We start from the raw sequence: 13,425 nt of genomic DNA, 5'->3' as shown, positions 1-13,425 counted from the left end.
GGAAGTGGCCGCAGGAGGGCAACCATGCGTGCGAAGAGACTGACCGGATCCGTGGCGGGCGTCCTCGTCCTCGTCCTGACCGCCGCGGGCTGCGGCCTGTCGGGCGGTTCCGGCGGCGGGGGCGCGACGGCCGGCGGCTGCAAGGTGGATCAGGGGAACGTCGGTTCCGGGAAGCTCACCGGGGACGTCAAGGGCCGGATCACCTTCCAGACCACGAACCTGAAGAAGGACTTCGGGTCGTTCTTCAACGGAGTGATCAAGGACTTCGAGAAGGCCCACCCCGGTGCCACGGTCAAGTGGATCGACGACCCCGGCGACAACACGTTCACCACCCGCACGGTCGCCGACGCCCAGGCCTGCACCCTGCCGGACGTCATCAACCTCAACTCCGAGACGGCGACGGCCCTCACGAAGGCGGGCTACCTGCTGGACCTGGGCGTCAAGGACCCGGACGTGGCAAAGCCGTTCGTCCCCGCGTTCTGGAAGTCCAGCACCATGACGGCCTCCTCGGGGGCGACCGTGCACACCGTGCTCCCCTGGTACACCGGCGGCATCGTGCTGACCTACAACACAGACCTGCTCAAGAAGGCCGGCGTGGACACCTCGAAGTCGCCGAGCAGCGTCTTCGGCCTGTTCGCCGACTACGAGAAGGTCGCCAAGGCGGCCAAGGGCGCGTACTACGCGACGATGGCGAACCCGGTGTGGCGGATCCCGGCCGACTGGGACCAGATGAACATCAAGACACTCTCCGACGACGGAAAGTCCGCGGTCTTCGCGAATGATCCGAGGACTGTGCAGTGGGTCGCCTGGATGGCGAAGCTGTACAAGGAGGGCGCGATGCCGAAGGACTCGCTGTCCTCCAGCAACGACCCGTCCACGCTGTACAGCCAAGGCAAGGTGGCGTACGGCTCGACGAACCCGAGCTTCGTGCGCTTCGTGAAGCAGAACAGCCCGTCGGTGTACGCGAAGACGGGCGTCGGCCAGCAGCCCTTCGACTCGCTCGGCCACACCACCGGCGCTCCGCAGTACATATCCGTCGCCGCGACCAGCGATCACGCGCCCGTCGCGCTGGCGTTCGCCGAGTTCCTGACCGACGCCGAGAACCAGACGGCCTGGTGCAAGGACCCGAACGTGGTCGTCTTCCCGACGACCACTGCTTCGCTGGACGATCCGTTCTTCCAGAACGTCACCGGGAACGACCCGTTCTCCGACGCCCGCAAGCTGGTCGCCGAGCAGCTGAAGACGGCCACCGCCTACCAGACCAACCTGTCTCCCGCCGTGCAGAACGCGATCGTGGCCCAGGTGCAGCTGGCCATGCAGGGCAAGAAGAGCGCAGCGCAGGCCGTCAAGGACGCCCAGGCGAAGGCGAACGAGCTGCTGAAGCAGGCGGGTTGAGCGTGGCGACCGAGACCGCTCGTCCGGTTCCGGTGCCCGGGGCGGAGCGGACCACCGCCGCCCCGGGTCCGGCCCCCTCCCTGCTCCGCCGTCTGCTGCCCGGACCCGCGCCGGGCGCCAACGGAGCGGCGTTGTACCGCCGTTGGTGGCTGCCGTGGCTGTGGACGGCGCCCGCGATCGGCTGTGCCGTCGTCTTCGGGGTGTTCCCCTTCTTCAACACGCTGCTGCTGTCGTTCACCGACGCCAAGCCGCTCGGCGGCGCCGCGGGCTTCGTCGGCCTGGACAACTACACCCGGATGCTGGGCGATTCGGACTTCTGGCTGGCGACCCGCAACAGCGTCCTGTACGCGCTGATCGTCGTCCCGCTGATGGTCCTGCTCCCGCTGATGCTGGCGGTGCTGGTGGAGAAGAACCTTCCCGGCATCGGTTTCTTCCGGTCCGCCTTCTACACCCCGGTGCTCGCCTCCAGCGTGGTCGTGGGGCTGAGCTGGCAGTGGCTGCTCGCCGACGACGGGCTGGTCAACACCTGGCTGCAGAAGGCCCACCTGATCAGGTCGGCGATCCCGTTCCTGTCCGACTCCTGGCTGATCCTGCTCAGTGCGATGGGCCTGACGCTGTGGAAGGGGCTCGGCTGGTACATGGTCTTCTACCTGGCCGCCCTCGGCAACGTACCGAAGGAGCTGCACGAGGCCGCCGCGATGGACGGCGCCGGGGCGGTCCGCCGCTTCTGGCACATCACCGTGCCGGGTGTACGGCAGGCCATGATGCTGGTCGGCACCCTCACCGGCATCGGCTCGCTGCGTGTCTTCACCGAGATCTACATGCTGGGCAGCTCCACCGGCGGCCCGGGCGGTGCCGACCGCACCCTGCCGTTCTACATCCGGGACGTCGGCCTGGACCCGCTCACCGGCAACGCCGGTTACGGCTCGGCGGTCAGCGTCGCCCTGTTCGCGCTGACTCTCGGCCTGACCCTGCTGGCGCAGCGCCTGACCAAGGAGGAGGAGGCATGACGACCGCCGTCGACCGGCCCCGGCGCCTGTTGCCCCGCTGGCGGGAGTACGGCCGCCCGCGCGAACTCGTCGTCCGCTACCTGCTGTTGCTCCTCGTCCTCGGCCTCACCGTGGGCCCCCTGCTCTGGCAGTTCCTGGCCTCCCTGAAGGGCACGGGCGAGGACGTCTTCGGCGGGAACGCGAGCCTGCTCCCGCACCACCCGACGCTGCGCGCCTACCGGGAGGTGTTCGAGCAGGTGCCGGTGGCCACGTACATCAGGAACAGCCTGCTCGTGGTGGCCCTCTCCGTCGCCAGTCAGCTGGTGTTCTCCACCACGGCCGGTTACATGCTCTCCAAGCCCGGCTGGAAGGGCCGCAAGGCGGTCTGGGTGGTGCTGGTCGCCTCGATGATGTTCCCCTTCGAGTCGATCATGGTGTCGCTGTTCCTGAGCATCCGCGACCTGGGCCTGGTCGACAACCTGGTGGGCGTGTGGCTGCCCGGGTTCGTGGGCGCCATCAACGTCCTGCTGATGCGCGGCGCGTTCCTCGCCGTTCCGCGCGAGATCGAGGACTCGGCGATGCTCGACGGCGCGAACGAGTGGCAGCGATTCCGCCATCTGTATCTCCCCTCCGCCTGGGGCGCGATCATGGTGGTCGTCGTCAACACGTTCATCAGCGCCTGGGACGACTTCCTGTGGCCGCTGATCGTGCTGCGCTCCGAGAACCACATGACACTGACGCTGGGCCTGTCCCGGCTGCAGAGCTCGTCCTTCGGCTACGACCAGCGGGTGGTGATGGCCGGGTCGGTGATCTCCGTCGTCCCGGTGCTGGTGCTGTTCGTGATCACGCAGAGGTGGTTCTACAGGGGTGTCTCGGCCGGGGCCGTGAAGCTCTGATCCACGACGAGCGGGGCCGCGGTGAGCGCCTCGCGCGCGCAGCCGCCGACCCTGATCTCGACGGCTTCGTCGACCGCCGGGCGCAGCACGACCGTACGGCTCTCCCCCGGGGCGAGCTCGACACCCTCGAAGGCGCGCAGTTCGAGGGTGCGCGGCCAGGCGGCGGGGCGCAGCCTGCGGACGTACAGCTGGACGACGGTACGCCCGTGCCGTTCCCCGGTGTTGGTGACGTCGACCTCGACGGTCCACCCCGACAGGCGGGGTGTCCCGAACGCGAAACGCGTGTACGACAGGCCGTGCCCGAAGGAGTAGAGCGGCTCGGCGCTCTCGTCGACGTAGCCGCCGTACTCGGTGTCCTTGTGGTTGTAGTAGACGGGGAGTTGGGCCGCCGACCGGGGGACGGAGACGGGGAGGCGGCCGGCTGGTTCGATGCGGCCGAGCAGCACCTCGGCGATCGCGTCGCCGCCCCAGGGGCCCGGGTACCAGGCCGTGAGCAGTGCCCCGGCCCGGTCGGCCGGCTCGGGGACGGCGTGCGGGCGGCCCTGGACCAGGACGACGGCGGTGGGCGTACCGGCCGCGGTGACCGCCTCGAACAGGGCCCGCTGGTCGGCCGGAAGCCGCAGTCCGGCGAGGTCGACACCTTCACCGCAGGTCGTCTGCGGCCCGGCCGTCCGCGCCGCTCCGTTGGCGTCGAACCCGGTGCCGGGCGTTCGGGCACTGCTGCCGCCGAGCACCAGGACGGCGAGGTCGGCCGGGCCCTCCCCCTGGTGGATCTCGACGCCGGGCGGGGCGAGTCGGCGCAGGGCGTCCAGGACCGTGCTTCCCGCGCCGGGGTGCTGGGGCGCGGTGTAGTCGCCGAGCTGGTGGGCGGTGGTCGACGCATGGGCGCCGAGGACGGCGATACGGCGGACTCCGGGTCCTGCCGGCAGGACCCCCGCGTTGTTGTGGAGGAGGGTGACGCAGCACCGCGCGAGGGCGGTGCTCAGCTCCCGGCCGCCCTCCGGCAGCGGGACCCGCCGGGTGTACGGCTGCTCGAAGAGGCCGAGGCGGAACTTCAGCCGCAGCACCCGGGCGACGGCGGCGTCGAGAACGGACTCCGCGGCCAGTCCCCGCCGGACCGCCTCCTCCAGATGCGTGAACCCCTCGTCCCAGAGGCTCAGATCCACACCGGCGTTGAGGGCGAGGGCTCCCGCGGAGAGCGTGTCGCCGGTGATCCGGGCCAGCCGGTCCACGGCGAAGCCGTCGGCCATCACCAGCCCGTCGAATCCCCAGCGCTCCCGCAGGATCCCGGTGAGCAGCGCCCGGTTGCCCGAGCAGGGCATCCCGTCGACCTCGTTGTACGCGGCCATGACGGCGGCGGCCCCGGCGCGGACGCCGGCTCGGGCGGCGGGGAGGTGGATCTCGTGGAGTTCGCGGAGGCCCAGTTCGGACTCGGCGGAGTTGCGGCCGCCGACGGTGGCGCCCTGCCCTGCGAAGTGCTTGAGGACGACGGGCGCCTTGTCGGCGGCGAAGAACTCGGTCCGGTCGCCCTGCATGCCGTGGACGAGGGCTTCGGTGAGGCGGGCGGCGAGGTACGGGTCCTCCGCGAAGCACTCCTCGGTGCGGCCCCAGCGCGGGTCGCGGGCGATGTCGAGGGCCGGGACGAGGGCAAGATGACCGCCCCGGGCGCGCAGTTCGGCGGCGGCGTGGGCGGCGGCCCGCTCGTACAGGCAGGGGTCCCAGGTCGCGCCGACGGCGAGGTTGACCGGCAGGACCGTGCCGTCGAGGGCCATGTGTCCGTGCGGGACCTCCTCGACGAACAGGGCGGGGATGCCGAGGCGGCTGCTGCCCAGGACGTGGCGCTGGACCAGGTCGGCGAGTTCGGCGCTGTCGTCGGCGCCGGGACCGGTGCCGTGGCCGACGCCGGACCAGGCGTCGGCGCGCATCAGGCCGTAGAGGGCGCCGAGTCCGGCGCAGCGGTCGGTCTCGGCGCGCAGCACGTCGGTGAGTTCGAAGCGGCCGTCGGGGGTGCGGCGGTAGGCGTGCCAGCCGTACATGCGCTGGTTGAGCTGGCCGGCCTTCTCCCGCAGGGTCATCCGGGAGAGGAGGTCGGCGACCCGGTCGTCGAGGGGGGCGGTGGGGACGCGGTAGGCGGGGACGGTCACGGGGCCTCCGCAGGTCGGCGGCCGGTGGCGAGGAGCCGCGCCAGCGCGACGGCGCCCGCACAGCCGTCCGTCACCGGGGTGATCGTGAGGTCGAGGTGGGAGAGCCGTGCGGTGAGCGGGGCGAGCAACGGGCCGTCCGGAGCCACCAGTCCGCCCGTGACGACCAGGGCTTCACCCGGACGCGGCCGCAACGCGGCGACGGTTGCGGTCAGATGAGCGGCCGCCTCCCGGAGAGTGGTCAGGGCGACCGCGTCCTTCTCCGCCGCCGCTCGCGGCACCAGGGGCGCGAGATCGGCCAGCCGTACCGGTGGGCGGTCCAGCACGGCAGGCAGGAGACTCGCCCGGTAGGCCGCGCGCGACTCCTGCCTCCAGAGCGCGCCTTCGGCCGGGGGCAGTGCGCTCGCCGGAATCCCCAGTGCCCGCCCGACCGCCGCCGTCAGCGCCGTCGGTTCGCCCCTGCCGTCCGCGGCGCGCAGGGCAGCCCGCGCCGCCTCGCGCCCGATCCAGAAACCGCCGCCGTCGTCCCCGAGCAGCCAGCCGTCCCCGCCGGAGGTGGCGACCAGTACGCGCCCCTCGATCCGGGCGGCGACGGCACCGGTCCCGGCCACCAGGGCGAGTCCGTCGGCCGGCTGCCCGGGCGCCCCGGCGAAGGCCGCCTCGATGTCGCTGTAGACCTCGGCCGCCTCGGTGCCGATGCCCAGCCGGGTCAGCGCGGCGGTGAGGGCGGCCCGCGCCCGCACCCGCCCCGGCTCCTCCTCGGGAGCGCGGGCGGCCCCGGCGAAGCCGCCGGCCACCGCGGTGATTCGCGCGCGTCCCGCCTCCGGCACGGCCGACGCGAGCGCCTCGGCCAGGTGGTCGGCGAGTTCCGGGCCCGGGACGGTCAGCGCGTTGCCCGGCCCGGCCACGCCCTCCCCGAGCGGGCGCCCGTCAACGGCGTCCGCGAGGACGGCCCGGGTCCGGGTGCCGCCGGCGTCGATCCCGACGACCCATCCGAGCCTCGGGTTCAAATCACTATTCATTGTCGTCCATGGTGGTTGATACATTCGCCGCACACAAGATCCGAGCAGCCGAGGCCCGAGGAGTGGCCGAGGCCCCGAGGAGGACGCCATCAGCACGCCCCCGCCCGTCCCCGAGCTCCGCTTCGGCGTCAACTACACCCCACGTCGGGGCTGGTTCCACGCATGGCACGACGTCGACCCGGACCACGTCCGCGAGGACCTGGCGCAGATCGCCGGGCTGGGCCTCGACCACATCCGCGTCTTCCACCTGTGGCCGCTGCTCCAGCCCAACCGCACCCTGGTCCGCTCCGCCGCCGTGGCGCAGCTCGTCCAACTGGTCGACCTGGCCGCCGAGTTCGGCCTCGACGTCCTCGTGGACGGCATCCAGGGCCATCTGTCGAGTTTCGACTTCTACCCGGAGTGGACGCGCAGTTGGCACCACCGCAACGTCTTCACCGACCCCGACGCCGTCGCCGCCCAGGCCACCCTGCTGCGCACCCTCGGCCGTGCCCTGACCGGCCGCCCGAACCTCATCGGCCTCCAGCTCGGCAACGAGCTCAACAACCTGGTCGAGCACAACCCGGTGACGGTCGCCGAGGTGGACCACTACCTGGACACGCTGCTGGCGGCGGCACGGGAGGGACTGGGCGACGGCGTCGGGCTGGTCACCCACTCCGCGTACGACGCGGCCTGGTACGGCGACGACCACCCGTTCGCCCCGGAGGCGTCGGCCCGCAAGGGCGACCTGACCACCGTGCACCCCTGGGTGTTCTCCGGCGACTGCGCCCGCCGCTACGGCCCCCGCTCCCCCCAGGTGCGGCACCTGGCCGAGTACGGCACCGAACTCGCCAAGGCCTACGCCGTCGACCCCGCCCGCCCGGTCTGGGTCCAGGAGACCGGTGCGCCCGAGCCGCACATCCCGGCCGCCGACGCCCCGGACTTCGCCCGCGCGACCCTGCTGAACGCGGCGGACTGCACACAGCTGTGGGGCGTCACCTGGTGGTGCTCCCACGACGTGGACCGCGCCCTCGCCGATTTCCCCGATCTCGAATACACCCTGGGCCTGTTCGACTCGGCGGGCCGTCCGAAGCCGATCGCCCACGCGCTCGCGGAGACCGTGGCGCAGCTGCGCGGCCGACGTACGGTGACGGCCCGCCAGACCGCGCTGGTCCTGGACTGCGCCCCGGCCACCCGCGCGGTCTCGGGCCCGGGCGGCGCCTTCTTCGAGGCGTGGACGAGCCTGCGTGCGGAAGGCGCCGGGCCGGCGATCGTCCTCGCGGAGCGGGCCGCGGACGCCCACTGGCTGGCGGCCCGGGGCATCAAGGAGCTGATCCGGCCGTAGCACCGACGCCCGACAGCACCTCCGCCACCGCGCGGAGGTTGACCCGCCCCCGCCCGTACGCGCACAGCGCCTCGCCCTCCGGGAGCCCGGTCGAGACCGGTACCGCGTCCGGCCGGGCGGCCAGCAGCGCCTCGCGCACCCGCCGCTGCCAGGGATGCAGTCCGGCGTCGCAGACGGCGACCACGAGCGGCCGCCCCTGCGCTTCCCGCAGCACCTCGGCCACGACGGCCTGGCCGGGCTCGCCTGTCAGCGCCGTCCCGACGGCCGCCGGGTCCAGGGTCCGCACTTCGGTGAGCAGGTCCTCCCCGCCCCAGTTCAGGGCGGGATGCGGCGGCGGGAACAGGTCGACGACGTACGCGCCGGGCACGGGCTGGGGCAGCGCGCCCCGGCTCCGGACGGCCCGCCGTGCGGCCGTCAGCCCCGCGCCCTCGTCCCAGGGGGCCACCGCGCTTGGCGCGGGCGGGGTGGCGTACCGGCGCGCGAGCCTCCTTACCCGTGCTGCCGCCTCCTCGACCCGGTCCCGGGCCAGTTCTCCGGAGCGCAGCCCGTCCAGGACGGCGTCGCGGCAGGCGAGGGTGGTCTCCAGGTGCGGTACGGCGACGACGACCTGATCGGCTCCGGCGGCGAGCGCGATCCGGGCGGCGGCGGCCTCGCCGTAGCGGTCGGCGATGGCCTTCATCTCCAGCGCGTCGCTCACCAGCACGCCGTCGAAGCCGAGTTCGCCGCGCAGCAGGTCGCCGAGGATGCGCGGGCTGAGGGTGGCGGGGCGGTCTGGGTCGAGGGCCGGGAAGACCACATGGGCGCTCATGACCATCGGCACGCCGGCGTCGATCGCGGCCCGGAAGGGGGCGAGGTCGAGTTCGGCGTACGGCCGCGGGTCGACCGCGGTCTCGTGGTGGCTGTCGGTGACCGTGCCGCCGTGGCCGGGGAAGTGCTTGGCGCAGGAGGCGATCGAGCGTGCCTCGGTGGCGGCGATCCAGGCGCGCAGATGCCGGGAGACCAGGTCGGGCTCGGCGCCGAAGGCGCGGGTGCGGACGATCGGGTTCTCGGGGCGGTGCTGGAGATCGGCGACCGGTGCGTAGGAGACGGTGATGCCGAGCGTGGCCAGGTGCCCGGCGAGGGCGTCGGCGCAAGCGCCCGTCAGGGCGGGATCGTCGACGGCGCCCAGGGCCCGGGAACCGGGCGCCTCGGGGGCTCCGGCGCCGGCCAGGTGGCCGATGCCGCCGCCCTCGTTGTCGATGGCCACCAGCAGATCGGGCCGCAACTCCCTGAGTGTGTCCGTGAGTTCACGCACCTGGCCGGCGTCGCGGATATTGCGGGTGAAGAGGATGACGCCGCCCAGACCTCGGTCGACGAGCCGTTTCAGGGTGTCGGGGACGGCCGTCGTACCGTCGAATCCCGCGACCAGACAGCGGTGTGCGGCCTCGTCCAGGGACTCGGACAGGTCACCGGGGCCGTACGCGTGGTGGGTCACCCCGGGAATCCTCTGGCTCGCCCAACCAAAAGTCAATGAACTACCGGATCATTCATTCATCCTTGCGTGCGTCGCTGGTCAGGAAGGCGGCGGCTCGGACGCCTGTGTCCAGATCCGGCGTCGGCTCGGCGGGGTGTGAGGATCCGCACGCCCTACGGCATTGCGTCGGACGGACCGGCACGCAAGAGTGTTCCAACCGCCGTACCCAATGAGCCGGATGCTTCCGTCGACCGCCGCACACGGTGGCCCGGGCGAAGAGGAAGAGAAGCGCGTGAGCCGCATATCGGTCCGGGGAATCGCAGTGGCGTCGGCCACCGCGGTCACCGCTGTCGGAAGTGTCGTCGGTGTCGCCTCGGGCAGCAGCGCGCAGAGCAACCACGCGGAGGCGACCGCGACCGATGCCACCCTCCTCGCGGACCTGCCCACGGGCCAGCAGGCGCATGTGCAGACCGCGTCGCTGACACAGCAGGCCGACGCCATGGCCGTACAGGCGGACGCGAGCGCCCGGAAGGACGCCGAGCAGACCGCGCGGGCGGCTGCGGCAAAGGCCGCGGAGGCGAAGAAGGCCGAGGCCAAGCAGCGCGAAGAGGCCAAGGCCGCGGCCGGCGACCCGGCTGCCAGCTTCCCCGTGCAGAGCTCCTACACCGTGGCGCAGATCAAGGCGATGGCCGCGGAGATCGTGGGCAGCGGCCAGTTCCAGTGCTTCAGCAACATCGTGGATCACGAGTCCACCTGGAACTACCTCGCGGTCAATCCCTCCTCCGGCGCCTACGGCCTCGTCCAGGCCCTGCCCGGCAACAAGATGGCCTCCGTCGCCTCCGACTGGCAGACCAACCCGGCCACCCAGATCAAGTGGGGCCTCAACTACATGAACACCACCTACGGCAGCCCCTGCCAGGCCTGGGCGTTCTGGCAGGTTCACCACGCGTACTGAGCGGCCCTGACGCGGCAGGTCCGGCGCGTTCCGGGAAAGGCGGCAGCGGGCGAACGTCGACGCGTCCCTGTGCGTCATAGGTGTGGACACGGGGCCGGCGCCGGGAATCGAGCAGCCCCTGCGCCGTGCCTCCGGTGGGGATCGCGGAGATCCTCCGTCGGACACATTCCGGGGGAACGTCATGACCATACGAGCGCAGCGCCTCGTCCGCCTGCTTCTCGCGCCCCTGCTGGGTGCCTGCCTCCTCGCCGGCTGCGACAGCGGCTCGCGAGCCGACGACGACGGCACATCCCGGTCGGCTCGGCAGCGGGAGCGGGCCCGTCAAGTGGCCGACGCCTGGCGGGGATCCGCGGCGGCCACCGCCTGGAGCCAGGGGTACTACCCCATGGCCGACACGGTACGGATACCGGAGTCCGGTTGGCACAGTCGGGCGGACGAACACGCCTACGAGACCGGGAACTTCACGCTGCGGGGCCGTCTGCCCGCCGCCACCGCCGCGAAGGGGAAGGTCGGCTGGCCGAGCGGCGACACACTGACCCGGCCGCTGTGGGGAGCGGAGCAGGCCTATCACTCGTTCGCCCGCAACGACAGCGCCGGCCCCCGGCTGACGGTGACGGGAGCGAAGCTCGGCACGGCGACCATCACCACGAGCCGGGGAACGGCCACCGTTCCCGCCTGGCTGTTCACGCTGGAGGGCTACGACACCCCGCTCGAACGGGTCGCCGTCACCCCGTCGAAGCTTCCCCGCTCGCCGATCGCCGAGGTTTCGCAGGGGTCTGCCGGCGGCCTCTGGAGTGTCCCCAGGATCACCGGGACGGCGGCTGACGGCGGGTCCGTCACGGTGCGGGCCACGCACGGTGCCTGCGACGACGGTCCCGTCGTCAGGGCGCTGGAGACGGAGGAGAGCGTCGTGCTGTACGCCTCCGTCGCGGGAGCCGAGAGCGGCCCCTGCACCGACCAGATGATCATGCAGGACGTCGAGGTGGAGCTGCGCAGGCCGCTCGGGGAACGCGTTCTCCTCGACGCCGTCGCCGGCCGGCCCGTACCCTTCGGAGAGCCCGGAGGGCCGTCGCCGAGCTGGACCTGACCGAGGGGCGCGCCAGGGCGGTCACTCGGTGGGCCGGCCCGGCCTCCGGGTGAAACGTCGCAGCCCCCGTCGCGTGGGCCTGAGGGGCTCGTCCTCGGGGGCGACCGGCCCCTGGCCCGCCGTCAGGGCCGGGGCCGCGGCCGGGGCCGGTACGGCACGGTCGCCCCGTGCGAGCCGGGTCCGCACGGCCTTGGCCATGGCCTGGTGGGCCGGTTCCCGCAGGTGGCCCTCCGCGGACAGGTGCTCCCACATGTGCAGCAGCTCCTGCCCCCGGCTGGCCACCTGACCCTCGTCCGTCAGCCGCTGCCACGCCGCGGTGGCGCGGGCCACCTCGGGCGCCGCCCGGTTCAGGTCGGTGCGGCAGCGGATGCGCGCCACGGTCAGTGCGAGGACGGTGGAGAGCATGTAGTCGCCGCGCTGGTACGCGAGGTACGCCTCGATCGCCCGTGCCTCCAGCGAGAGTTCGTCCTCGGCGCCCCTGCGCAGCGTGAGGTGCTCCCGCAGCGCGCCGGCGAGGACGGACGCGGCGTGCAGCTCACCGCGCTGCGCGTGCTGGATGATGCGTTCGACGCGGGCCAGCGGAGGGAACGCCTCCTCCTCCGCGGCGGTACGCTCGCGCCCGGGCGGCAGGTCCTCCTCGTCGGCGATGGTGCGGCTGGAGCCGTCGGGGTAGACCCGGAGGCGCGCCACCTGCAGCACGCTGCGGTCGATGACGGTGGCCGCCACCGGGGCGCCCAGGGTGCGGGCGAACATGGCGATCGCGTCGAGGATCGCCTCGTTGGGGGGCCGCGTGCCGCCCATCTCCAGCAGATGGCCGTTGACCACCGTCGACCCGTCCTCGGCCACGTAGGCGTCGAGCCGGATCAGCGGCGGTGCGCTCACCGCGGGCAGGTTTCCCTCGTTGCGGGGGGTCAGTGAGTAGGTCATCCGCTCAGACTCCGGGTCGGACGACACCGAGGATGGGCATGGAGGCGGCCGGGGCGGTCGTGACCGTGCGTCCGGGCCGCGGGGCGTGGACGATCTCTCCGTCCCCTATGTACATGCCCACGTGGGTGGCGTCGTAGTAGATGATCAGGTCTCCGGGCTGCACGGAGGCCAGGCCGACCCGGGTCAGTCCCTGCCACTGCGCCTGTGAGGTGCGCGGTATGGGGTGCCCGGCCGCCGCCCACGCCGTGGAGGTCAGCCCCGAGCAGTCGTACGACGAGGGGCCCACGGCACCCCACACGTACGGTTTGCCGATCTGCGCCAGCGCGAAGGCGACGGCCTTGGCGGCTGCTCCGCTCGCCTTCACCCGGCCGCCCGAGCCGGTGCCGGTCGAGGTGCCGTCGCCGGAACCGGGGCCCGTCCACTCGGACTTGGCCTGCTGCGCCTCGTCCTTCTCCAACTGGGCCAGCTGGCGGGTCTGTTCCTTCTTGAGCCCCGCCTCGATCCGCTCGGCCTCGGCGATCTTCTTCTCGATCTTCTGTTTGGCGTCGGCCTTGGCCGCGCGGGTGCTCTTCAGCTCCCGCAGCTTCTCGGCGGCGGCGTCCGACTGCCGGCCCAGCTCCGCGTGGGCGTTCTTCTGGATCGCCGACACCGTGACCAGGTTGCGCAGGGCCTGGCGGGCCTGGGCCGCGTCGTCCAGGGCGTGGTCGGGGTGGTCGCCGAGCAGCAGCTGGATGCCGGTGGAGTCGAGGTTGCCCCCGCGGTACTGCGTGCGGGCGGCCGCACCCGCGAGGTCGTGCAGATCGTCCAGCCTGTCCTCGGTGCGGGCCAGGTCCTTGTGGAGCGAGGCCAGCCGCTTCTCCTGCTCGGCCGCCTTCACGTCCGCGGTGTCGTATGCCTCGGTGGCCACCTCTGCCTGGCGGTAGAGGGCGTTCAACTCGTCGTGGATGTCCTCGATCGACTTGTCGTTCCGCGGAGCGGGTTCGCCCGGGGTCGCGTAACTCGGGCCGGGTAACAGGGTGATCGCGCAGACGAAGGCTGCTGTGGCGGCTCGGCTCCGCAGCCGTCTGCCGCGAGTCGACACATTCACCCGATCACAGTACCTCCCATGAACGACCCGCCCCTTGTGCCTCCGGACGCGTCAACCTCCCCCCACGCAACCCGTCCACCGCCGCCGCGGCCGGACGCGGTCGGCTGAGGGGAGGGAGATCATCCGCATCGTCCCTTCCCGGCGTTCCCCGG

The 13,425-nt window shown here is 72.5% G+C and carries 11 protein-coding genes; 6 read left to right on the top strand and 5 right to left on the bottom strand.

Features of this window, described 5'->3' with window-relative positions; genetic code table 11:
* The first annotated feature begins 24 nt into the window (after positions 1 to 24).
* From SSP29_RS35100 to SSP29_RS35090, 3 genes are read left to right on the top strand one after another with little or no spacing between them, the layout of a single operon-like run.
* A complete protein-coding gene (locus SSP29_RS35100) occupies positions 25 to 1,395 on the top strand; it encodes an extracellular solute-binding protein (RefSeq protein WP_089104922.1) in 1,371 nt (456 codons plus the stop codon).
* A 2-nt stretch (positions 1,396 to 1,397) separates the two neighbouring features.
* Positions 1,398 to 2,405, top strand: coding sequence for a carbohydrate ABC transporter permease (locus tag SSP29_RS35095; RefSeq protein WP_089104921.1), 1,008 nt, complete (start codon positions 1,398 to 1,400; stop codon positions 2,403 to 2,405).
* A complete protein-coding gene (locus SSP29_RS35090) occupies positions 2,402 to 3,280 on the top strand; it encodes a carbohydrate ABC transporter permease (protein ID WP_089104920.1) in 879 nt (292 codons plus the stop codon). Before SSP29_RS35095 ends, SSP29_RS35090 begins: the two co-directional genes overlap by 4 nt.
* Here the strand turns inward: SSP29_RS35090 and SSP29_RS35085 are convergent.
* Both SSP29_RS35085 and SSP29_RS35080 read right to left on the bottom strand, forming a co-directional pair.
* Positions 3,244 to 5,355 carry a glycoside hydrolase family 3 N-terminal domain-containing protein gene (locus tag SSP29_RS35085; protein WP_089105060.1) on the bottom strand — a complete coding sequence of 704 codons (2,112 nt, stop codon included), beginning with the start codon at positions 5,353 to 5,355 and terminating at the stop codon, positions 3,244 to 3,246. The genes SSP29_RS35090 and SSP29_RS35085 overlap by 37 nt on opposite strands.
* 65 nt (positions 5,356 to 5,420) lie before the next feature.
* Positions 5,421 to 6,443 carry a BadF/BadG/BcrA/BcrD ATPase family protein gene (locus SSP29_RS35080; protein WP_089104919.1) on the bottom strand — a complete coding sequence of 341 codons (1,023 nt, stop codon included), beginning with the start codon at positions 6,441 to 6,443 and terminating at the stop codon, positions 5,421 to 5,423.
* An 88-nt stretch (positions 6,444 to 6,531) separates the two neighbouring features.
* Here SSP29_RS35080 and SSP29_RS35075 point away from each other — a divergent pair, with 88 nt between their 5' ends.
* On the top strand, positions 6,532 to 7,764 hold the full coding sequence (locus tag SSP29_RS35075; RefSeq protein ID WP_089104918.1) for a glycoside hydrolase 5 family protein: 1,233 nt from the start codon (positions 6,532 to 6,534) through the stop codon (positions 7,762 to 7,764).
* Here SSP29_RS35075 and SSP29_RS35070 read toward each other — a convergent pair.
* Positions 7,742 to 9,238 carry a glycoside hydrolase family 3 N-terminal domain-containing protein gene (locus SSP29_RS35070; RefSeq protein WP_089104917.1) on the bottom strand — a complete coding sequence of 499 codons (1,497 nt, stop codon included), beginning with the start codon at positions 9,236 to 9,238 and terminating at the stop codon, positions 7,742 to 7,744. The genes SSP29_RS35075 and SSP29_RS35070 overlap by 23 nt on opposite strands.
* 271 nt (positions 9,239 to 9,509) lie before the next feature.
* On the opposite strand from SSP29_RS35070, the gene SSP29_RS35065 reads away from it, so the two are divergent.
* Positions 9,510 to 10,172, top strand: a complete 663-nt coding sequence (locus tag SSP29_RS35065; protein WP_174856034.1) for an aggregation-promoting factor C-terminal-like domain-containing protein — start codon at positions 9,510 to 9,512, stop codon at positions 10,170 to 10,172.
* Between the two features lie 181 nt (positions 10,173 to 10,353).
* On the top strand, positions 10,354 to 11,259 hold the full coding sequence (locus SSP29_RS35060) for a hypothetical protein (RefSeq protein WP_089104915.1): 906 nt from the start codon (positions 10,354 to 10,356) through the stop codon (positions 11,257 to 11,259).
* A 21-nt stretch (positions 11,260 to 11,280) separates the two neighbouring features.
* Here the strand turns inward: SSP29_RS35060 and SSP29_RS35055 are convergent, their stop codons facing one another.
* Together SSP29_RS35055 and SSP29_RS51870 are read right to left on the bottom strand one after the other, a co-directional pair.
* A complete protein-coding gene (locus tag SSP29_RS35055) occupies positions 11,281 to 12,186 on the bottom strand; it encodes a hypothetical protein (RefSeq protein ID WP_107436310.1) in 906 nt (301 codons plus the stop codon).
* A 4-nt stretch (positions 12,187 to 12,190) separates the two neighbouring features.
* On the bottom strand, positions 12,191 to 13,273 hold the full coding sequence (locus SSP29_RS51870; protein ID WP_107436308.1) for a C40 family peptidase: 1,083 nt from the start codon (positions 13,271 to 13,273) through the stop codon (positions 12,191 to 12,193).
* Positions 13,274 to 13,425 lie beyond the last annotated feature (152 nt).

It is taken from the genome of Streptomyces hyaluromycini, assembly GCF_002217755.1.
GTDB lineage: Bacteria > Actinomycetota > Actinomycetes > Streptomycetales > Streptomycetaceae > Streptomyces > Streptomyces hyaluromycini.
This window is presented reverse-complemented; position numbering and strand designations above follow the sequence as displayed.

Bases quoted from the DNA above. Each gene is read 5' to 3' on its own strand.
- SSP29_RS35055 (WP_107436310.1), bottom strand. From the start codon at position 12,186: ATGACCTACTCACTGACCCCCCGCAACGAGGGAAACCTGCCCGCGGTG.
- SSP29_RS35090 (WP_089104920.1), top strand. From the start codon at position 2,402: ATGACGACCGCCGTCGACCGGCCCCGGCGCCTGTTGCCCCGCTGGCGG.
- SSP29_RS35085 (WP_089105060.1), bottom strand. From the start codon at position 5,355: ATGACCCTGCGGGAGAAGGCCGGCCAGCTCAACCAGCGCATGTACGGC.
- SSP29_RS35060 (WP_089104915.1), top strand. From the start codon at position 10,354: ATGACCATACGAGCGCAGCGCCTCGTCCGCCTGCTTCTCGCGCCCCTG.
- SSP29_RS35100 (WP_089104922.1), top strand. From the start codon at position 25: ATGCGTGCGAAGAGACTGACCGGATCCGTGGCGGGCGTCCTCGTCCTC.
- SSP29_RS35080 (WP_089104919.1), bottom strand. From the start codon at position 6,443: ATGAATAGTGATTTGAACCCGAGGCTCGGATGGGTCGTCGGGATCGAC.